General features: G+C 46.2%; 15 protein-coding genes. 13 read left to right on the forward strand and 2 right to left on the reverse strand.

All coding sequences use genetic code 11. The features are described 5' to 3' along the window. Positions 1-30 precede the first annotated feature (30 nt). On the reverse strand, positions 31-4,104 hold the full coding sequence (locus AC1DSE_RS06015; protein WP_477527495.1) for a bifunctional 2',3'-cyclic-nucleotide 2'-phosphodiesterase/3'-nucleotidase: 4,074 nt from the start codon (positions 4,102-4,104) through the stop codon (positions 31-33). 241 nt (positions 4,105-4,345) lie between these two features. On the opposite strand from AC1DSE_RS06015, the gene AC1DSE_RS06020 reads away from it, so the two are divergent. From AC1DSE_RS06020 to AC1DSE_RS06070, 11 genes are all read left to right on the forward strand, one after another. Next, complete coding sequence (locus AC1DSE_RS06020; protein ID WP_477510795.1) at positions 4,346-4,657, forward strand: Dabb family protein; 312 nt, start codon at positions 4,346-4,348, stop codon at positions 4,655-4,657. A 99-nt stretch (positions 4,658-4,756) separates the two neighbouring features. After that, the gene (locus AC1DSE_RS06025) at positions 4,757-5,425 is read left to right on the forward strand and encodes a bifunctional 2-keto-4-hydroxyglutarate aldolase/2-keto-3-deoxy-6-phosphogluconate aldolase (protein WP_477510794.1); all 669 of its coding nucleotides are present in this window, start codon (positions 4,757-4,759) and stop codon (positions 5,423-5,425) included. 109 nt (positions 5,426-5,534) lie between these two features. Then, positions 5,535-6,410 (forward strand): glycoside hydrolase family 43 protein, encoded by an 876-nt coding sequence (locus AC1DSE_RS06030; protein ID WP_477527496.1) that lies wholly within the window; start codon positions 5,535-5,537, stop codon positions 6,408-6,410. A gap of 165 nt (positions 6,411-6,575) precedes the next feature. After that, positions 6,576-7,808 carry a GAF domain-containing sensor histidine kinase gene (locus AC1DSE_RS06035; RefSeq protein WP_477510792.1) on the forward strand — a complete coding sequence of 411 codons (1,233 nt, stop codon included), beginning with the start codon at positions 6,576-6,578 and terminating at the stop codon, positions 7,806-7,808. Positions 7,809-7,947: 139 nt separating this feature from the next. Continuing rightward, the gene (gene fumC / locus AC1DSE_RS06040) at positions 7,948-9,333 is read left to right on the forward strand and encodes a class II fumarate hydratase (protein ID WP_076268818.1); all 1,386 of its coding nucleotides are present in this window, start codon (positions 7,948-7,950) and stop codon (positions 9,331-9,333) included. Between the two features lie 158 nt (positions 9,334-9,491). Continuing rightward, positions 9,492-11,441, forward strand: a complete 1,950-nt coding sequence (locus AC1DSE_RS06045) for an ABC-F family ATP-binding cassette domain-containing protein (RefSeq protein WP_477512424.1) — start codon at positions 9,492-9,494, stop codon at positions 11,439-11,441. A gap of 45 nt (positions 11,442-11,486) precedes the next feature. Beyond that, entirely contained in the window at positions 11,487-12,119 is a 633-nt protein-coding gene (locus AC1DSE_RS06050; RefSeq protein ID WP_477512425.1) for a fumarylacetoacetate hydrolase family protein, read from the forward strand. A 136-nt stretch (positions 12,120-12,255) separates the two neighbouring features. Beyond that, positions 12,256-12,960 (forward strand): winged helix-turn-helix domain-containing protein, encoded by a 705-nt coding sequence (locus AC1DSE_RS06055; RefSeq protein ID WP_441878562.1) that lies wholly within the window; start codon positions 12,256-12,258, stop codon positions 12,958-12,960. Next, a complete protein-coding gene (locus AC1DSE_RS06060; protein ID WP_477512426.1) occupies positions 12,957-14,267 on the forward strand; it encodes a sensor histidine kinase in 1,311 nt (436 codons plus the stop codon). Before AC1DSE_RS06055 ends, AC1DSE_RS06060 begins: the two co-directional genes overlap by 4 nt. Before the next feature lie 97 nt (positions 14,268-14,364). Next, positions 14,365-15,042, forward strand: a complete 678-nt coding sequence (locus AC1DSE_RS06065; protein WP_477512427.1) for an ABC transporter ATP-binding protein — start codon at positions 14,365-14,367, stop codon at positions 15,040-15,042. A gap of 2 nt (positions 15,043-15,044) precedes the next feature. Next, positions 15,045-17,792, forward strand: coding sequence for an ABC transporter permease (locus tag AC1DSE_RS06070; protein ID WP_477527497.1), 2,748 nt, complete (start codon positions 15,045-15,047; stop codon positions 17,790-17,792). Between the two features lie 93 nt (positions 17,793-17,885). Here AC1DSE_RS06070 and AC1DSE_RS06075 read toward each other — a convergent pair whose 3' ends face one another. Next, positions 17,886-18,332, reverse strand: a complete 447-nt coding sequence (locus tag AC1DSE_RS06075) for a Dps family protein (protein ID WP_430055183.1) — start codon at positions 18,330-18,332, stop codon at positions 17,886-17,888. Between the two features lie 414 nt (positions 18,333-18,746). Here AC1DSE_RS06075 and AC1DSE_RS06080 point away from each other — a divergent pair, with 414 nt between their 5' ends. Together AC1DSE_RS06080 and AC1DSE_RS06085 are read left to right on the forward strand one after the other, a co-directional pair. After that, a complete protein-coding gene (locus tag AC1DSE_RS06080; RefSeq protein WP_477512429.1) occupies positions 18,747-19,766 on the forward strand; it encodes a LacI family DNA-binding transcriptional regulator in 1,020 nt (339 codons plus the stop codon). A gap of 146 nt (positions 19,767-19,912) precedes the next feature. Further along, positions 19,913-22,204: an alpha-amylase family glycosyl hydrolase gene (locus tag AC1DSE_RS06085; protein WP_477512430.1), complete on the forward strand. Its 2,292-nt coding sequence runs from the start codon at positions 19,913-19,915 to the stop codon at positions 22,202-22,204. The last annotated feature ends 93 nt before the right edge of the window (positions 22,205-22,297 follow it).

Here is a 22,297-nt window from a genome sequence, read left to right on the forward strand (position 1 = left end):
CGGCGAGGGGGATTTTCTTTTAACAGGTGATTAGTTCACTTTAGTAAAGCGGCCTTCAATTTTTGCCGAGATAGTACCGGCTGTGGATTTCGCATTAATATATGTGATCGTAGCGTCAAGATCTACAGGACCAGCCTCACGGTTTGTTCCTTTCAAGAGCACCGTGTAGCCGTCACCGCCTGTTGCCATAAAATCGTTCACGACAATCGTATAGGCTGCTGCGTCATCTAGAACAGTGCCATCGGCTTTCTTGATTTCAACAATCTTTTGGCCGTCTGGCTTGCTATCGTCATACTTATATGTGAAACCGGAAATTTGGCCAATCTTCGGGCTTGTTCCTGCCCATTGCTGATTCATCAGCTCTTTCATTTGCGCGCCAGTCAGCGTCATCTTAATGAGCACATTGCCGAAAGGCTGTACGGAGAACATGTTTCCGTAAGTGACATTTCCTTGTGGAAGATCATTACGAATTCCGCCTGAATTCATGAATGCAAAGTCCGCTTTCATTACTTCGCGCATGCCATCGGCAATTAGGTTTCCTAGCGCTGATTCGCCGGAAGCGCTAGTTGTACGTGTAATGGCAGCATCCGTTTTAGTAACCGGTGCGTTCATAACTGGAGCGTTCAGCTCTTGGTACGATTTGATCATTTGTGCAATTTCTGCATCCGGCGTAACGCCTTCGCGTTTCACTTCAACGACTTCGCCTTTAGCGGAAATAACATTATGCGTTGCACGATCGATAACTAGATCCACATCAGAGAATGCCGTACCATAAGAAAAGGCTTCAATGACAAGTTTGCCGTCGATCATTTTGTTCAGGCCGCCATGGTTGTGGCCTGCGAAGATGACGTCTACATCATCATCAACGTTGTTAGCCAGATCGACAACTTCGCCAGTTGGAGCGTCGGCTTTGCCATCGAATGGATCATGCGCCAAAATAACGATGGTGTGCACGCCTTTCGCTTGCAGTTCTTTCACTGCTTTGTTAACCGCTGGAGCTTGCTCGATAAAGTTAAGGCCTTTAATGCTTTCAGCTTTTACGATAGAAGGCGTAATATTCGTTACGACCCCGATAAAACCGACTTTAACTCCGCCAACTTCAAGTACTTTGTAGGCGTCAAGCAGCGGTTTGCCGTTTGCATCCACTACGTTTGCAGCGACATAAGGGAAGTTTGCACCGGCGAAATCCTTGCCCGTTTTCGGGTTTTTGCCTCCGTTGATTAAGCGGAGTGCTTCAGCTGCGCCAGCGTCAAACTCATGGTTGCCGAGTGTGCCGATATCGAAGCCGAGACGGTTCAAGAAATCGATCGTCGGCTCATCCTGCAGCATCGCGGATACCGGTGCGCTAGCACCAACCGCATCGCCAGCATRCACAAGCAGCGTGTTCGGATTCGAAGCTTCGCGTTGTTTCAAATATGTGGCCAAATAATCCGCGCCTCCGAGTGTCGACACGACTTTGCCCGCTGCATCTTTTACATCTTTTTTGTAATCCAATTGTCCGTGGAAATCGTTAATGCCCAGCAATTGTACCGAAATATCGCTGATCAGCGTATGAACGACTTTCGCCGCTTCCGCACGAGTCGATGACGCTTTAGGGACAAACTTGCCTTCGCCGCGTCCGTTCATAACCCCGCGGTCAACTACGATATTCACGCCAGCTTTTGCCCAAGCACTAATTTGAGCATCGTCGGCCATTTTTTTGCTTTCCGCTACGATCGTCTCTTTGCCTGCTTTGAGTTTCAATGCGTTGCTTGCCATTACTGCCATTTGCTCACGCGTAATTTTGTCGTTCGGAGCAAATTTGCCTTTGGAAACTCCGTTAACCAAKCCGTTCTCGCTTGCCGCTGCAACGGATTCCGCATACCATGCAGTCGCTGGAACATCGGTGAACGAGCTTTTGCTTTTCGCAGTCAATTTCAAAGCTTTCACGAGCAGTGTCGCGAATTCCGCGCGGGTAACGTTCGTGTTTGGCTCAAAAGTGGTATCGGTTTTGCCTGTAACGATTTGTTTTGCAACCAGCTCATTAATAGCAGGGGAAGCCCAGTGAGAAGCTGGTACATCAGTAAATAGCTTGTTTAGGTCGAGGGAGAAGATGCCGAAGCCCTTTTCATCGACTTTATCCAAGTAACGGATGTTGTTCGTCGTTTTAGCATACTCCGCCGCTTTTGGAGATGAAGTGAATGTAACCTTTACATCGCCCATAACTGGAGCAATCGACCAGTTGTTATCGATCGATGGGTTGATTTGCTTATTGGTGCTAATGTAATCCATTAAGATTTGGCGGTTTTCGTCCGGTGCGTCAATAATATATTTACTTCCTTTAACGCCTGGGAAGTTGCCGCCGCCGCCAGCACGGTAATTGTTAGTAATAACGATGAAATCTTGATTTGGATCTACCGGCTTGCCTTTGTAGTTTAACTTAATGATCCGGCTGGAAGCTGCATCATTAATCGTACCATCAACTTTATATTTAGCTGGTTTGGTAACGTCAACTTGGTAAGTTACGCCATCGATCACATCAAAGTTATACACTTGGAATGAAGGATTAAGCAGTTCTTGCTCTTCCGATTTGCTTGGATCGATTTGATTGAATTTGCCAGCAGACATTTCCAGCCATTCTTTCACAACAGAACCCTTAACCATGATCGCTTTAAGCGTGTTGTCGTAGAGATAGAGATCGCCTGCACTCTTAATCGCGAGCGGGCCGGCTTTAATTTCTGTGAATTCCTCAACGCCATTGCGTCCCGCCTTGAATGGAGCGCCTACGGACAAGATTGGCGTGTCCTTGTATTCGGGCAGGTTTTTCTTAATATAGTTTTCAACATACCATTTCTGTGCGTTCGTTACGATCTGAACAGAAGGGTCGTCTTGTACGAGCGCAAAATAGCTGTGAATCGGCGCTGTTGTTGTTCCGATAGGGTTGTTTGCGTATTTAATCGTTGCTTCGTGGTCACCATTCACGGCGTCGATGATCGCTTGATCGATTTCAACAAGCGGTTTCTTCGCTGCGCTATCGTAAATCGCTTTCGTGGAAGACTGGGAGCCAGCAACTTTCCATTTGCCATCCTGTTTCTCTAGCGACAAATCAATAATTCCTAGATTGCTTCCGCCGTATCCAGCTTGCACGGCTGGCACTCCATTAATCGTGCCCTTCGCATTGTCAACGCTTGCATATACTTTGCCAGAAGCATCCTTAAATAAAGCGTCGAGCGATTTCTCGTCAACTGCAGGGAATACTTTATGAGTATGAGAGAATGTAATTGCATCAATACCAGACACCTTGCTTAGAAGCAGTACAGCATCCTCCGCGTTAGTATTTGCTTGAGAGTTGGCATTAAAGCCCGTGTGCGCCATAGCAATAATAATGTCTGCGCCTTCCGCTCTCATTTTAGGTACAAATTTCTCAGCAGTTGCGGCAATATCCTTCGTAATGACTTTGCCTTCAAGCCAAGTTTTGTCCCACTGTGTAATTTGCGGAGGTACAAAGCCGATAACACCGATTTTCAGCGTCTGCTCCTGACCGGATTCATCAACGACTTTTTTCGTAATAATTTTGTAAGGCTCAAAGCGGTTCACATCGTTATCCGGATTCGAGTCCTTATCATCGATATATACGTTTGCGCTCACATAAGGGAAATTGGCGCCTTTAAGAGCGTTGTCCAAATAATCTAATCCATAGTTGAATTCATGGTTGCCAAGGGTAGCAACGTCGTAGTCAAGTTGATTCATGGCCTTATAAACGGGATGAATCTCTTTGTCTTTAATTGGAGCTACGACAGCCTTGTAAGTGCCAAGCGGCGTGCCTTGGATAAGGTCACCGTTGTCAACAAGGAATGTGTTCTTTGATTCTGCTCTAGCCGCTTTAATCAGATTTGAAGTTCTAGCAAATCCGACCGTATTGGAAACGGCATCTTTGTAATAATCGTACGGCACAAGATTGGTGTGAATGTCTGTTGTTTCCATAATTCTGAGTTTCACGCTGGACCCTGCATCCGCTGCTGCTGCGAACATACCGTTAAACGGCATCGACAGTACGAATAAAGTCAATGACGAGACAGCGAGCTTTCGTAAACCCTTTTTCCCCTTAAGCTGACCTTCTTGCATTCTACCAATCTTCCTCTCATGTCATAAATGTTAACATAAACATAATAGAGCAGAAGCTACTAAATTCCAATACTATATTTTCGAAATTTAATAGAACCAAGGTAATAATAATGTATATTTTGAAAAAAGAACAAGAACAAAAAATGGAAAGCTTTGTAACGAAAAGCGTTCCACTTAGCAGCTTGTTTATGTTATTTTTATAGGAACAAAACCATTTCATAGAGAAGAAGGAGTGAAACGTATGACAACGCAAACAAAAGACTGGATTTTGCACTCCGTCATTTTTAGCTTGAAGCATGAACAAGGCTCTGCGGAGGAACAGCAGTTTTTGGAGGATGGAGAGCGGATTCTTACTTCGATTCCGTCTGTAAAGAACTTTCAAGTATATAAGCAAGTAAGCGGGAAAAATGACTACCGCCATGGCTTCGCCATGGAATTTGCAAATCAGGCTGATTACGATGCTTATAACGAGCATCCGCTGCATGTGCAGTTTGTAAATGAACGTTGGGTGACAGAAGTAGAAAAGTTTCTTGAAATCGATTACGCGAAGTAGGACATTCCATTGAAGATTTAGCTGATACGACATATAATGAGCGGTATAGACTACACATTTTCGAACAAATACGAACATAATGGGAAGAGGGACTAAGGGATGAAAAAGCTTAGAGTGCTTCAGCAGTTGACGGATGCCGGCGTCGTGGCGGTATTGCGTGCGGAATCGCCTGAGGAAGTTGTGGAAATGTCACGCCGTGCAATTAAGGGCGGTATCAAAGCGATTGAAATTACGATGACAGTGCCATTTGCACTGCGTGCCATCGAGCAATTATCCAAAGAGTATTCAAGCTCCGTATCACCTGATGCTGACAACTTTGCTATTATCGGCGTCGGCACAGTACTAGATCCAGAAACGGCACGCGCTGCTATATTGGCAGGGGCGGAATATGTCGTTTCTCCAGCACTTAATCCGGATACGATCAAGCTTTGCAATCGCTATGCGGTTCCTATTTTGCCGGGTACAATGACCATTCATGAAATTCAAACGGCATTGGAGCTGGGCGTTGATATCGTGAAGCTGTTCCCAGGCAACCTATATTCACCAAGTGTGATTCCTTCTATAAAAGGACCGTTGCCGCAGGCTAACGTTATGCCAACCGGCGGYGTATCACTCGACAACCTAAAGGACTGGATCAAAGCGGGCGCGGTAGCGGTCGGTATCGGATCCGATCTAACGAAGGACGCTGTAAAAACGGGCGACTTCTCGCTCATTGAGAAGAAAGCCGCTGCTTATATCGCAGCTTACCGCGAAGCAAAAGGACTTTAATCAAATACCTGACGGAGGCTGCCTCTGTCAGGTTCTTTTTTTTGAAATGTAAAAAAGGATATCATTTTCTCATAGTTACGTGACTAGTTTAGAGGGGGAAATCCAGCCAATGCTGAAACGAGAGCAAATTCGAATTCGTGATCCTTACATACTCGTAAATGAGCAAGAGAAATGTTATTACCTATACGGGACAACGGATGAGAATGTATGGTCAGCTCCAGGGACGGGGTTCGATACGTACAAAAGCACTGATCTTGAGAATTGGGATGGGCCTTATCCAGCCTTCAGGCCAGCGCCTGGTTTTTGGTCGGATCATCATTTTTGGGCGCCAGAAGTGTATGTTTACGATAACAGCTACTATATGTTTGCTTCATTTAAGTCAGAGGATAAGCGGCGCGCAACACAGGTTTTAATATCGGAAAGCCCTCTTGGGCCTTTTGTCCCACTTACAGATAAGCCCGTCACTCCATCGGAGTGGGAATGTCTTGACGGTACGCTGCATATCGAAGCAGATGGAACGCCATGGATGGTATTTTGCCAAGAATGGGTGCAGGTGAATGATGGTAAAATGTGCGCCATTCCATTGACCGCAGATTTAAAGGAAGCGGCTGGAGAGCCGATCATGCTTTTCTCCGCATCGGAAGCAGCTTGGGCCATTCCATTTGGCGATGATCATAACAACTATATAACAGACGGCCCTTATCTATATCGTAATCAAGTAGGCGAGCTGCTTATGCTTTGGTCAAGCGGTTCGAAAAATGGCTACGCTATTGGGATCGCCCGTTCAGCCAGCGGAACGATTGAAGGGCCATGGACGCAGGATGCGGAGACGCTTTTCCCGCAGGATGGTGGACATGGCATGTTGTTCCGCTCATTGGAAGGACAGCTTATGCTTGCCATGCACTCACCCAACAATGAGCCGGATGAAAGAGCAGTATTTATTGAAATCGAAGAGAAAARCGGTACGCTGCAGCGAAAAGAATAACGAAGAAAAATAGGCAGCTCGTGACTATTCAGAGGCAACGTTTGCTTTAATCACAGGCATTGCTAGGTCGAAAGGCTTAGACTTCTTTCCTATAGAAGTATATGATCAATACATATGGAATTTTAGTGTAACGGTCATATTCATAATCATGATGGGATGGGTAGTATGAGATCTACTATTATTGAGGACATGCTAACGATAGTCTCAGCAAATATTTATAATTCGGCTACACAAGTAATGAGCACGGCCTATACGATGATACCTGCAAACACGTTTTGCATCGCTATAAATGACAGAATGACAACAACCGTCTTGAGGTCGTATAATCGCGACTACATGATTTTGGATGAAGGCTTAGTCGTTGACAACGAAGAGTCCTATTGTCATTTGGTCATTGAAAAGTCAGAAGGGCCATTAATTATTAATAATAATCTGACACATCCGCTCACGCGGGATATGGATGCAACGAAGCTGGTCGGCGGCTGTTCTTTCATGGGAGTTCAGATCGTCAAAAAAAGTGGAGAAGTATACGGCTCCCTTTGTGCCTTTGACCATAACTTTTATGCTTACGACGAGAAGGAAGTAGCTTTCATGTCATCGTTAGCTGCTTTTTTTGCCAATGTTCTAGAATTGGAAGACGCAGCCATGGCACTGCAGGAAGCCCATCATAAGATTTGTGATTTGGCTGAGGAGAAATCCAACCTGCTGGCCGTGATGAGTCATGAAATCCGCACCCCTCTAAACGGTATCATCGGGATGATCGATCTGCTTCAGTCCACTGAGCTGACCGAGGAGCAGCGTAAATATATTAAAATTACACAGTCCAGCGGTGATTCATTGCTCGCTGTGCTAAATGATATTTTATCGTATGCCAAAATCGAATCCGATCAATCAGAGCTCGTTCATCTCCCGCTTGACCTGCGATCATGCGTCAAACAAGTTCAAGAGCTGCTTGGTCCGGATGCTGCCAAAAAAGGGATTAAGCTTCATGTGGAGGTCTGTCCTACTATACCGGATATGGTTAGGACCGATGCTACGAAAATTCAGCAAATCATGATTAATCTAATCAGCAATGCAATCAAATTCACAAATACTGGCGGTGTAACGCTTTCTGTGGAGCAGCTGTCTTCAGAATCAAGTTATCCTTTAATGCTTGTAAAGGTTAGAGATACAGGAATCGGTATTTGTGCGGAGAAGCTGGACATGCTTTTTAAACCATTCTCTCAATTGCATACACCTGAGCGCAGCTTCGAATACAGCGGTACAGGGCTCGGGCTATCTATCTGTAAGAAACTTGCTGAGCAAATGGCAGGCCGGATATGGCTGATGGAATCCAATGAGCACGGCTCATGCTTTGCCTTAGAACTCCCTCTTATGACTGAAGAAGCGTATGTTTAGCGTGAGCAGTATGCTCAGCAAAAGCGCAGTCCTTATAACCAATTTGGGAGCTTTGCTTGATTCTGATCGGGAATAGCGTTATAACAGAAACAGGGTCAAAAAAGAGAAAACACAATTGATTAAAGGAGTCGTTCAATTAATGGATTATCGTATTGAGAAGGACACAATGGGCGAGATTCAGGTTCCTGCGGATAAGCTATGGGGCGCACAAACGCAACGCAGCTTGCAAAACTTCAAAATTAGCGGTGAGCGCATGCCGATCGAAGTGGTGTATGCGATGGCTTATATTAAAAAAGCAGCCGCGCAAGCCAACGAGAAGCTTGGCGTTTTGGATGCAGCAAAGTCAGCGATTATTGGTGAAGCGGTAGACGAAATCGTTTCAGGCAAATGGGATGAGCATTTTCCATTAGTCGTATGGCAAACAGGCAGCGGCACGCAAACGAACATGAACGTGAATGAGGTTATTGCTAACCGTGCGAATAACTTGCTTGCAGAACGCGGAAGCGAAGTGCGCATCCACCCGAATGATGACGTAAACCGCTCACAAAGCTCGAATGATACATTCCCTGCAGCGATGCATATTGCTGGCGTAATTGCGCTCGAGGATCGCTTGCTTCCATCTCTTGATCTACTGAATGGCACGCTTCGCGCGAAAGCGGAGAAGTTTAACGATATTGTAAAAATCGGGCGTACTCATCTTCAAGATGCTACACCAATTACGCTTGGTCAAGAAATCAGCGGCTGGTACTCTATGCTGGACAGAACGCGCGCTATGTTAGTTCAAAGCGTAGAAACGATGCGCGATCTAGCGCTTGGCGGTACGGCAGTTGGTACGGGCCTTAACGCTCACCCTGACTTTGCAGTCGCAGTGGCGCAAGAAGTAACGGCACTTACGGGCAAAACATTTGTAACGGCAGAGAACAAATTCCACTCCCTTACAAGCCACGACCAAATCGTATACACGCATGGTGCCGTAAAAGCGCTGGCGGCTGATTTGATGAAAATTGCAAACGATGTAAGATGGCTGGCAAGCGGTCCACGCTGCGGCATCGGTGAAATTTCGATTCCAGAGAACGAGCCGGGCAGCTCGATTATGCCAGGTAAAGTTAATCCAACGCAAAGCGAAGCTTTGACGATGGCAGTATGCCAAGTGATTGGCAATGATACGGCTATTTCGATGGCAGCAAGCCAAGGAAACTTCGAGCTAAACGTATTCAAACCAGTTATCATCTATAACTTCCTGCAATCAGTAGCCCTTCTTGCTGATGGCATGGTTTCATTCAACGACAACTGCGCGGTTGGCATCGAGCCAAACGAAGCGGTAATCAAACGTAATCTAGATCAGTCGCTTATGCTGGTCACAGCGCTTAATCCGCATATCGGCTACGAGAATGCGGCTGCCATTGCCAAAAACGCTCACAAAAAAGGACTAACATTGAAGGAGTCGGCTATCGCGAGCGGCTTGCTTACTTCAGAGCAATTCGATGAATTTGTTCGTCCCGAGAACATGATCGGAAAGCGTTAATAAACAGCGAAATAAGAAAGGATCAGCTCTTGTCTCATGGGACAAGGTGCTGATTCTTTTTGCTGTACAGAGGTTCATGTTATGATATGGGCTTTTTATGGTATGATACGAGGGGCTGCAATCGCAGCAATACTATTCCAAAAAAGTAGGTTTGTCTCATGCATTTATTGTCTGTAGAACATATAACGAAGAGCTATGGCGAGAAGCTATTGTTCGAAAATGTAACATTTGGCGTAGAGGATGGCGACAAAGTCGGCATCATTGGTGTGAACGGCACGGGAAAGTCCACCTTTCTTAAGGTGATTGCGGGCCTAGAACAAGCTGACTCAGGCACAGTGTCGATCGGCAACCGGGTAACGGTTAGAATGCTGGCGCAGGATCCGGTATTTGCTCCGAACGAAACGACGCTGGAGCATGTGCTTGGCGGAGATTCTCCTCAGCTAAGAGCTGTGCAGGCTTATGCTGCGGCAATGGAAGCGATTGAGCTTAATCCAAGCGATGTAGCGCTGCAAGATAAGCTGATTAAGGCAAATCAGCTTATGGATGAATTTGATGCATGGCAGCTGGAGAGCGATGCGATGATGGCGCTGTCAAAGCTTGGCATTAATGATTTTGAAGCGAAGGTAGAGACGCTGTCCGGCGGCCAGCGCAAGCGTGTCGCTATGGCTGCTGCTTTATTGCTTCCTTCCGATGTGCTCATTCTGGATGAGCCTACGAACCATATCGATAATGATTCCGTGGCTTGGCTCGAAGGCATGCTGCAAAAACGCAGAGGCGCATTGCTCATGATTACGCATGATCGGTATTTCCTTGATCGTGTCAGTAACCGCGTCATCGAGCTCGATAAAGGCCAAGCCCATTTCTATCAAGCAAACTACAGTCGTTTCCTTGAGCTGAAGCTGGACCGCGAGGAGCGGGAAGCTTCGACAGAATCGAAGCGTCAAAATTTGCTGCGCAATGAACTCGCTTGGATCAGACGAGGAGCTAAAGCAAGATCGACGAAGCAAAAGGCGCGTATCGATCGCTTTGAGGCGCTTAAGGCAGATGCACCGAAGCAAGCGGGCGGGAAGATGGACGTATCGGTAGCTTCGACTAGACTTGGCCGGAAAATCCTTGAAATGGAAAATGTGAAAAAAAGCTTTGGTGATCGGACGCTTATTCGCGATTTTAGCTATATTGCTGTTCCAGAGGACCGAGTAGGCATCGTCGGCCGCAACGGAAGCGGGAAATCAACGCTAATGAAGCTGATTACAGGGCAATTAACGCCAGACGAAGGAACCGTGGACCTTGGTACAACAGTCAAGCTGGGCTGGTTCTCGCAAGAGCATGAAGAGATGGATCAATCTTTGCGGGTGATCGAATATATCCGCGAGGGCGCTGAGCAAGTAAAGACGGCTGATGGCTCGACCATATCGGCGGGACAAATGCTGGAGCGTTTCCTATTCTCCCCTACGATGCAGTGGACACCGATTTCGAAGCTGTCCGGCGGCGAGAAGCGCCGCTTGCAGCTATTGCGCGTGTTAATGAATGCGCCGAATGTGCTGCTGCTCGATGAGCCGACGAATGACTTGGATATTTCCACACTTACAGTGCTGGAGGATTATCTTGACGATTTCCCGGGCGTGGTGTTCGTTGTCTCTCATGATCGTTATTTCCTTGATCGGACAGTAGACAAGATTATCGCGTTCGAGGGCAATGGCGTGATTGCACATCACACCGGCAACTATTCGGATTACCAAGCGTTTGTTGAGAAATACGGCTCTGGAACTACGCCATCAGCGGTTGCAGCCGACACAGCCGTTGCAAAAGCGGCTTCGAGCGCAGAGTTGAAAAGTACAGAAGCGGCTGCGAAACCCGCGGTTAAGGGACGTACACTCAAAATGTCCTATAAGGATCAAAAGGACTTTGAGCAAATTGATGGCTGGATTGAGGCTGCGGAAACCGAGATCAGTGAAATCGCCTCACGCATGGAAGCTGCAAGCAGCGATTCTGCTCGTCTCCTAGAGCTGGCAGCAGAGCAGCAGCAGCTGGAAGAAAAGCTGGAGAAGCTAATGGACCGCTGGGCAGAACTGAATGAATTGGCTGAGCAAATTGCTGCCCAGAAGTAAACGAAACCGATTTAACTTAGTTGAAATAGAAAGGCGGCATTGTTCATGAGCAGCAATGAGATTCGTAATATTTATTGTATCGGTCGAAATTATAAACTTCACGCTTTGGAGCTTGGCAATGAGGTGCCTGATAAGCCGCTCGTGTTTACAAAGCCGTCGCATGCCATTGTTCCAATGGCAGGCAACACCGTTGATCTTCCCGGTAATGTAGGCGAGGTGCACTTTGAGCTTGAAATCGTACTGCGGATTGGCCGTGGGTATGAGCCGGGCATCGATCCAGAACAATGCATTGACGGCATGGCGCTTGGTTTGGACTTAACACTTCGTGACGTTCAGTCCAAGCTGAAGGCTAAGGGACAGCCATGGCTTGCGGCCAAAGGGTTTAAAAACTCAGCTCCGCTTGGTGAATGGCTTCCTTATCCAGGTGCAGCGGCTCTTGCTGAAAACGAGTTTGTGCTCTTGCGAAATGGCGAAGAGGCGCAGCGCGGCAAAGTCAGCGATATGTTATTCAGCGTATCGGAGCTGATTCAATTCGTAGGAGAGCATTACGGGCTTGGCGCCGGCGATCTTCTATTCACAGGAACGCCAGCAGGGGTGGCTGCTTTGCATGATGGTGACCAGCTGCAAGCATTATGGGCAGGTACAGCTGTAGGCAGCTGCAGCGTAAAGTTTGTATAAGATCAATTGATTATCATTTCGCGGCAGCGAGTTTGTTTAGCGAACATCCATAGATTTGTATGAAAAGACAGTTCTTCCCTACTTGGAAGAACTGTTTTTTTATGCAACAATTTATTTAGGGGAGTGTGAGTGTAAGATGAAAGTCGTTTGGATTGAGGATGAGCAGCAGCTGCTTCAGGAATGCGCTGATTATTTGCGGAAAGAATCGGTGGAGGTTTATGGCGCTTCCTCATTGACCGAAGCGGAGCCGCTCATTAAGCAGATGAATCCGGATTTGCTGCTAGTAGATTGGATGCTGCCCGGTGGAGCGAGCGGAATAGACATTTGCAAGCGTAATGAAAAAGAGTGGAAGCTGCCCTTCATTATGGTAACAGCCAAGGGTGATGAATTCGATAAGGTGCTGGCACTGGAGCTTGGCGCGGACGATTATTTGACGAAGCCGTTTGGGCTTCGTGAACTAAGTGCGAGAATTAAAGCGGTTATGCGCAGAGCAAGCAAGCATGGCGAGCCATCCCTTCCTGCGCCTGATGAATCGATTATTTATAGAGGACCGCTCATGCTCGATCAGCAGCGCTTCACAGCTGTGCTCAATGAGCACAAACTTGACTTGACCCGTACTGAATTTTTGCTGCTGTGGAAGCTCGCGGCAAATCCAGGCAGAGTGTTTACACGAACACATTTGATGGATGAGGCGCTTGGCGACGGTTTTCTCGGTTATGAGCGAACGCTCGATTCACATATTCGCAATTTGAGGCGTAAGCTGGAAGGCGGCGATGAGAAGCGTGAGCTCATTCAAACCGTGTATGGAGTTGGCTATCGTTTTACGGAGGAAGTACTGTGAAGAGCTATAGCAGTACAAGCATGCAGCGTGAGAAGCTTAGATTAATTTACATATGTATGATTGCTGTCGTTGTTGCATTTATTTGTACCTCATGGATGATGAACAGCATCGATCGGACTGAGCTTAAGAAGACGCAGCTGTTTTGGAATGGATACGCCAAGCTTTTTTATGAGTCGACGGGAAGCTGGATCGGTCTTGAGGATCGGCTTCAGCATGATCGTTACATGATTTCCGGACACAAGTCGCTGTCCATTATCGTTTATGACAAAGATGCTGTAACCGAGACAGCCACGCTTGTCATTAAGCAAAATACGGATAAAGACGCGCGGAAAATAGCCGTACTCTCAAATGGCTCGATTGTCGGGTATACGCAGGTATCGACTACAGCTCAGAAACTTATAAGTATGAGAATGGTATTGCCGCCGCTGTTGCTCGCTATGTTGATATACATCATTGGATTATGGGTTATTCAACGCTCGCACAATGTTTCAAAACAAACGGAGCGGCGAATAGCGGCGTTAATTTGGGAGCGAGCCTCTTTATCAGCAAATCATCGTATAGACGGGGACAAGCAGCTCACGGATGCGCTCGATCAAATAGATGGGCTTGTGCAGCGCGTAGAACGCTTAGAAACGGTTAGGCGAACGATGGTAGCTGACATTGCTCATGAGCTTCGAACGCCGATTGCAGTTATGCGGACGCAGCTGGACCATGCCATTCAGGAGGGACTGCCGCTGCCATTAGCGCGTACTGTATCGCTTCATGATGAGACGCTGCGTCTCACTAAGTTAGTTCGAGATTTACAGGAGCTGTCGCTAGCGGAATCTGGCCATTTGTCCTTAAGCAAAAGCTGGTTTTCACTTACCGCGCTAGCAGCGGCGGTTGCTGAGACGCTTGTCGTTCAATCGGATGAACATACAATACAGGCAACGGTACATATGGAGCATGATATTCGTATTTATGCGGATGAAGCAAGGATCAGGCAAATTATTATTAATTTGATTGGGAATGCGCTGCAGCATGCACGCTATGAGCTGCGAATCGAGCTCAGCTTAAAAGCTGGATATGCGGAATTGACGATCATCGATGATGGTTTGGGAATTGAAGAGGAGGAGCTTGCTTTTGTTTTTGACCGCTTTTACAGAGGAGCTGGGCAAGCTAGAGCAAGCAAACGCGGCTCAGGGCTGGGCCTTGGGCTCGCTATAGCGAAGCAATTCGCGCATGCCCACAGCGGAACGCTTGATGTGTCGAGCAGCTATGGCAAAGGAGCTGCGTTTACGTTAAGCCTCCCCATCATAAAAGACTAGCCATCTGCACAAGTTCTGCATATTTGCTCCATTAAGAATGCATATCGATTTGATAAAGTGATAGCATTCAATGGAACAAGGGGTGAGGATTGAAGAGATGATAAAGATAAAGGAATTATGTAAGACGTATGGCAAGGGAGAAGCAGCGGTCAGAGCGCTGAGGGACGTATCTTTTACAATTAATAAAGGAGAAATGGTATCCATTACGGGTGCCTCCGGTTGCGGCAAATCAACGCTGCTGCATATTATGGCAGGCATCGAGTCCAGCGATAAAGGTGAAGTATGGATTGGAGACGCGCCCATCCATTCATGGGAAGACGAAAAGATCGCTAAGCTGCGGCTTGCGAAGATGGGGTTCGTGTTTCAATCCTATCATCTCATACCGGTGCTGAATGCTTGGGAGAATACGGCGCTGCCGCTTATTGCCGCAGGCAGTGATGCCAATAAGGCCAAAGAGAGAGCGCTTGAAGCGCTCAAAGAGGTTGGGCTGTCTGATAAAGCTAATCAATATCCTAATCAACTATCGGGCGGTCAGAATCAACGAGTTGCTATCGCTAGAGCTATTGTGGGGAGACCCGATATCATTTGGGCAGATGAGCCTACAGGCGCGCTTGATACGGAAACGGCGGATCAAATCATTGGGATGCTGGAGATGCTCAATCGCCATTACAACACAACGATCGTTATTGTGACGCATGATCAACAAGTAGCTAACCGAACATCACGCACCATTCGATTGCAAAACGGACGTGTTATCCATGATGGGGGCGTTTAGTCATGCTAACGTCTAGTCTTGTATGGCGAATGGCGCTGAGTCATCTGAGAAAACAATGGAAGCAGACGTTGATCACGATAATGGCTGGAGCCATCGGGGCTATGCTGATCGCCATTAGTGCTGTAAACTATGAATCGGTCGAGCGAAGCGGGGCAGCTTGGATTGAGAGGCATCTAGGCCMGATCAACTGGAAGCTAACGCCGGAGAAGCTTAATTCTGACGGTTTCTCCGCGGAAGAGGCTGCATTTTTAGTAGACTTCTCACGAAAAAGCGACTATACAATTCTTCCCTATGTAAAGGCGGAAGCGGCTGTTTTTGCTGAGGCTGCAAATACGGGTGAGCAATCCATTCTGAAAAATATGCTGTTTATGGGCTTCTCTATGAAGGAAGCTGTTAGATTTGATCCTGCCTATGAAAACTTATGGACAAATGGCTTGGCTGACGATGAGCTTATTATTAACCGTGACATAGCCAAGCTTCTGCATGTTGACGTCGGTGACGCGCTTAAGGTTACTGTCTCAGGCAAAGAAGAGTTATTTCGCATTCGTGCGGTAGTAGAGCAGCGAGGACTCACTGGCTACCAAGAATATGGTGCATTTGCCGGTACAATAATCGGTACGGAGCAAGCTGTGCGTCAAATGTCTGGCCAAGCTGGAGATGGCTATGAGGCTATACTGGCGGGAAACTCTGATCCATCTGTAAACTTGGGCGGCATGTTTTTTGTTTCAGGCCACACCTACAATGTAGAAAATTTGAAAAGCAAATATAAAAATGAAGTCGATGATATGAACTATTCGATCATTATTGGCATGATCAGTATTGTAGCCGTTATATCGAGCATGCTGTTTATGCGGCAGGTGCTGGTCATGATTGGCGATTCCAGGCGGGAGATGTATGGTATTCTACGAGCGATCGGATTCTCGCGAGACAATATATCTGCGATGTTTATGGTTGAGGCGCTCTTGCTGTCAGCAGCTAGTGCGCTGCTTGGTACGCTGATTGGGTTGTCTGGCGGTTATGGATTGATTCAATTTTTTTATAGCTTCTATGCAACGGACCTATCTCAAATGGCTGGTCTCGTTGTGCCGATTACAGCTCATGTTTCAATCCTAACAGCAGCAGCTGTATTCGCAGCAACCTTGTTGTTCCTTCTTTTCATTTCTGGATTAACAGCTCGTAAAGCAAGCAGATTCAATATTGTTGAAGCGCTGCGAGGGCCTTCAGCGGACAGCGGGACCTTGCGAGCGAAAGGGTGGAAACGAACGCGAAACCGCTGGGTAATCGCTGCGGGTTTATCCGCTACTTGCGTTCATTTTATATTTGCATTTATCGATCCGCCTGAATTAACGAATGACAACATGCTTACCATTGTGCTTACTTGGATAGCATCCGTGTTTACAGTGTTATTTATCGCGCTTAATGTAGTGGGGAAAATGACTGTCCCGCTGCAAAAGCTGCTGCGGCTTATTGGTGTTCCGCCGATATCCATGCTCCTTGCTGTTAAATACCCGAATCAACATAAAGGACGAACGTACACAGCAGCGCTTTTATTTGCACTTGTTATGATGTTGATTACATTTTTGGTTGGCATTACGCAGCTTATACAGGCTAGCGGGAATGTTGATCGCATAAATCAAACTGTCTTAGGTTTTGGTGGTTATGCGGTATACCAATCTGAGCTGGAGAAGGATAAAATTGAAGCGGTTGCCGCTGCTGACCCGTTGATACAGGAGCATATGAAGGGGAAAGTTGTCGTGGAGCCTTATATGCTTAGTATGCAGGAGAACGGCATAGCTCAAGCTATCATACCCGTTACGAAGGAGCTCCTGCTTAATAACAACTTTGCATTAAATGCGCGATCGCCAGCGTTCTCAAGCGATGCTGAAGCATGGCAGGCTGTACTGAATGACCCTGCATATGTAATCCTGCCTGACTATTATAAAGAGAAGTTTCCTAAGCCATTATTAAATCTCAAGGCAGGCGATAAGATTACGCTTCCTGTATATAAGAGCAAGCTCCGATCGAGAGAAGAAGCATGGGTTCCGGCACAGAAACGAGATTTCATTATCGCTGGTTTTTTAAATAACGACGCAGCTTCCGGGTTAATAGATTTCTATGGCACAACCTTGATGAACAAAAAAGTTGTAGATGAGCTGCGTCCGCTTGGTCACAAATGGCCCAACCAAACCGATCTTGGTTTCGTTTTATTCCAATTTGATTATAAAGACATTAAGCTGGCCAAGGAGCTGGAGGAAAGATTTGCACTTGAAGGCGTACTGGCCTTTCATGTACCTTATGTACAAAATACAGCGGAGCAATTGATTAATAAACAAATTGGCTATGGATTCATAGGTTTTACGGTTATATCCGCTCTTATTGGTTTGCTAGGTCTTGCGATTATTTTGTTTAGAGCTGTGCGCGAGCGGAGCAAACAGATCGGAATGATGCGCTGCATCGGCGTTCCCGGCAAGTCCATATTTTGGATGCTGTTTATCGAAGGTTTTGTTATAAGCTTGATGGGTTTGTTGTCAGGCCTAGCGATAGGCCTTAGCGGGGTTCATATGTTTGTCGAGAGTGTGAAAGAGGATTTGAAAGGCGATAAGTCGGCTCTCCTATATGAGTATCCATTCGATATTGTTTTTCCCATTATAGCTGGCTTGCTGCTGGCCTCTCTGCTTATTAATATTACGCCAGCAAGGGCAGCACTCAAGCTGAAAGCGGTTGATGTTCTCAAAATGAGCAGCGATTAAAATGGATGTATCAGGCTAGAACACTAAGCAAATAAAGGAGCTTCGACAGTGAGTTTACTGCCGAAGCTCCTTTTTGCACAGGACGAGCAACAATTATTTTCCATTAAAAGCGGTAAGCATCCATACATGTTTCTCAAGTGTCGTATGAATAGCAAGGAGCATGTCGGCTGTTGTTTCATCGTCAGCCTTTTGTGCGGCCTCCATGCCGTCTTTCAGTTCACCGATTACGGTTGTAAAATCTTTAATCAATTGCTCAACCATTTGCGTCGCATCTTCTTTATTGGATGCTTCTTCAATGCTTGAAGTTTTCAAATAATCTTTCATGGTTGCGATAGGCGTACCCTTCACGGCAAGCAAACGTTCAGCGATTTCATCGACATGAAGCGCAGCTTCTTCATAAAGCTCTTGGAATTTTGCATGCAAAGTGAAAAACTGGGAGCCCTTTACGTACCAGTGATAATTGTGCAGCTTGATGTAAAGTACGCTCCAGTTGGCGATTTGGCGATTCAAATGTTGTTGTACAGTTGTAGGTGTTGTCATAATGATCATCCTTTCTGATGGTAGTTTGCGCTATTTGCAGTCAGTGAATACAAAAATGGAAAGGTTGATTGCAAATTCTGAATTAAATTAGACTAACTCCTTGTTTATAATTATTACAAACTAGAAGATGTCTGTCAATATGTATACACCATTTTGTTAGAGTTGAAACATCTTATTGGCATTGAAGCTCATTTTTCTTTTTATTACGGAGTAGAAGAGGCCATCTGACGGGACAAAGTAGAGCGCTTACAAAATAATGATTGACAGAAATATACAGGATAAAATATAGTATGAATTATTAAATGAAACGTTTAATCAATTATTTATTAATTTCATATATCTCCTAATTTAAACTCTTTGTTCATAAGTGTTTAACGTAGATGAAACGTTTAATTATTGTAAAGGTGGTTCGTCATGAGTCAGGAACGAATAACGATTAAAGATGTTGCTAAACGCGCAAAAGTATCGATWGCTACGGTATCCAACGTACTGAATGGAACAGGCAGAGTAGCGCCTAACACGGTTCAGTCGGTTCAAGCAGCTATCGCTGAGATGAATTTCACGCCAAGCATGTCCGCTCGCAATTTAAAGGATAAGAAATCATCGCTAATAGCGGTCATTGTCCCTTTCTTGGAGAAAGGCAGACTGCATGACAATCCGTTTTATTGGCAGCTTGTTACGGGCATTGAAGAAGGGGCACGGAATGAGAAGCTGCATGTCCTTCTTGTTGGGGTAGAGCCGGATGAAACCTTTTCATTCGTTCGTGAGCGCCATTTGGATGGTTTGATCATTATTGGCGTATTTGAGGGTTCACCGATATACGAGCGAATTTTAGAGTTGAATGTGCCTTGTGTGTTTATGGATAGCTATTTAAAAAACAATGAGCTGTACCAAGTTGGGTTGGATGATGAGCTTGGGGGTTATATCGGAACAAAACATCTGCTATCACTTGGACACCAGAACATCGCATTATTGACCGGGACACTGCTGGAAGAAGGCGTTAATCATAGACGGTGGCTCGGCTATAAGAGAGCGCTGGAAGAAGCAGGGATGGCCTACCAAAGCGACCATGTTTTCGAGGTTCCTACCTCCTCCATTAGCGGTTATCGCACGGCATCTCAAATCGCTTCAAGAGGACAGGAGCTAACGGCTGTATTCGCTTTATCGGATGTTCTCGCTATTGGATTAATTAAAGGCTTGCATGATCTCGGTATCGTTGTGCCGCGTGATGTATCCGTAATGGGTTTTGACGATAATCAGAACAGCCATTATATGGTGCCCGGCTTAACGACCGTTCATCAGGATATTGTGCTCAAAGGACAGACGGCTGTGAAATTGCTGACTGCACAAATGGATAAGGATGCTGCTGTCGATCGCAAGGTCGTAATTGGAGTCGAGCTGACCATTAGGCAAAGCACAGCAGTAAAGAAATGAACAGAAGCAGCGTGATAAGCAGCAATCTATGAAGGGGGTGATGCCAAACTTCTAGGAGCCTAGGTGAAATCATGCGTCTAAACGGAGGGTATTTTTTGAACTAGGCAATAAATCTGCATTTCAAAATAGTGGGGAGTGTTGAATGGATGAAGGTTATAGGGAAAAGGTTAGCTTTGTTCGTATTAGCAGCAGCACTTGTATTGCCGGCAATTAGTGTTAATCCAAGAGAAGCAGAGGCATTAACCGCATCGTCCGCGCTTAGTCCAGTTACGCCAAAGGATACGGTGTATCAAATTATTACGGATCGATTTTATGATGGCAACACAAGCAATAATATCCCTGCTGGCTCCTCCGCTGCTTTATTTGATGATGCGAATGGCGATGGTAAAGGGGATGGCAATGATTTAAAGCTTTATCAAGGCGGAGATTGGCAAGGGATTATCGACAAAATTCCTTATTTGAAAAATATGGGTGTAACAGCTGTTTGGATATCCGCACCCTACGAGAATAGAGATACAGTAATTGAGGATTACCAGCCTGGCGGCAGCATGAATAAATGGACGAGCTTCCATGGCTATCATGTTCGCAATTATTTTGCGACGAATCAGCATTTTGGGCTCATGAAGGACTTTGAGAATCTTCGTGATGCTCTCCATAATCAAGGAATGAAGCTGGTCATTGATTTTGTAACGAATCATACGAGCCGCTGGCAAAACCCGACTAACGGCAATTCTCCAGAAGACGGCAAGCTCTATGAGCCGGATAAAGACGCAAGCGGCAATTATGCCTTTAATGCTGCTGGCAACCCTTACGATTACAACAACGATGGCAAAATAGAAAACCTAATCGCCGACCCGAATAATGATGTAAACGGCTGGTTTCACGGATTAGGCGATCGCGCAGGCGACAATTCTCGTTATGGCTTCCGTCATAAGGAACTCGGCTCGCTTGCGGATTTCTCGCAAGAGAATGCCAATGTAGTTGCGCATTTGGAGAAGGCAGCGACATTCTGGAAATCGAAGGGCGTTGATGGCTTCCGCCATGATGCAACGCTGCATATGAATCCTGCATTCACGAAAGGTTTGAAAGACGCCATTGACTCCGCTGCAGGCGGACCGCTCACTCATTTTGGTGAATTTTTTATTAGCAGACCTGACCCGAAATATGATGAATTCCGTACCTTCCCTGACCGTACGGGCGTGAATAATCTTGATTTTGAATTTTATCGTTCTGCAACAAATGCTTTCGGCAACTTCACCGAGACGATGTCTACTTTCGGTAATATGCTGACACAAACGAGCGCCGATTATTCCTATGAGAATCAAGCGGTAACATTCCTGGACAACCACGACGTTACGCGGTTCCGCTATATTCAATCGAACAATAAGCCTTATCATGCTGCGCTTGCAACGCTTATGACATCACGTGGAACACCAAATATTTATTATGGTACGGAGCAGTATATGTCCTCCGCGGACAGCAGCGATATTGCTGGCCGTTCATTTATGCAGAAGGCGGCTGCTTTCGATGAGACGACAACGGCTTTCAAAGTGATCAAGAATCTATCGGCCTTGCGTCAGTCCAACGAAGCGATCGCTTATGGTACAACTTCCATTCTGTACAGCACAGACAATGTTCTCGTTTACCAGCGTCAGTTCTACGACAAGCAAGTGATTGTCGCTGTAAATAGACAGCCAGATATTTCGTATACGGTTCCTGCAATTAATACAACGTTGCCTGTAGGAACTTACACAGATGGATTGTCCGGGCTGCTAATGGGCGCGTCGAATACGGTTACGAGCGTATCAGGTCAAAATAAAATTTCCAGCTTCACGCTTTCAGGCGGCGAGGTTAACATTTTGGCGTACAATCCATCGCTTGGCACTACGGTTCCAAGAATCGGAGATGTTGTTTCTACCTCAGGACGCCCAGGCAATACCGTTTATATTTACGGAACGGGCTTAGGCGGCACGGCTACCGTGAAATTCGGTACGGTTGCTGCAACAATCGTATCTAACAATGATACGTTTATCGAAGCTGTCGTTCCAGCTGTAGCTGCCGGTTCACGCAGCATTACGGTTACGAAAGGAACAAATGTCAGCAATAGCTTTACTTACGAGGTACTGTCGGGTGATCAGGTGCAGGTCATCTTTAAGGTCAATGCCACAACGACAGTTGGACAAAATATTCATATCGTCGGCAGCATTCCTGAGCTTGGCAGCTGGGATGCAGCTAAATCGACGGAAGCGATGATGAATCCGAACTATCCAGTATGGTTTCTGCCGGTAAGTGTGCCGAAAGGGACGACCTTTGAATTCAAGTTCATTAAGAAGGACAGTCTCGGCAATGTCATCTGGGAGAGTGGAACGAACCGCTCGTTTACTTCACCTGCGAGTTCGACAGGCACGTCTGATACTGCCGTCTACAATTGGTCTTGATGTAAATCAGCAGCGCGGAATTCAAGCATAAAAAACCCCGACGGTTCAAGCAACCGTCGGGGTTTCATTTATTTGTGATTTTTTAAAATCGGA

It is taken from the genome of Paenibacillus sp. 01L418 (assembly GCF_056400045.1).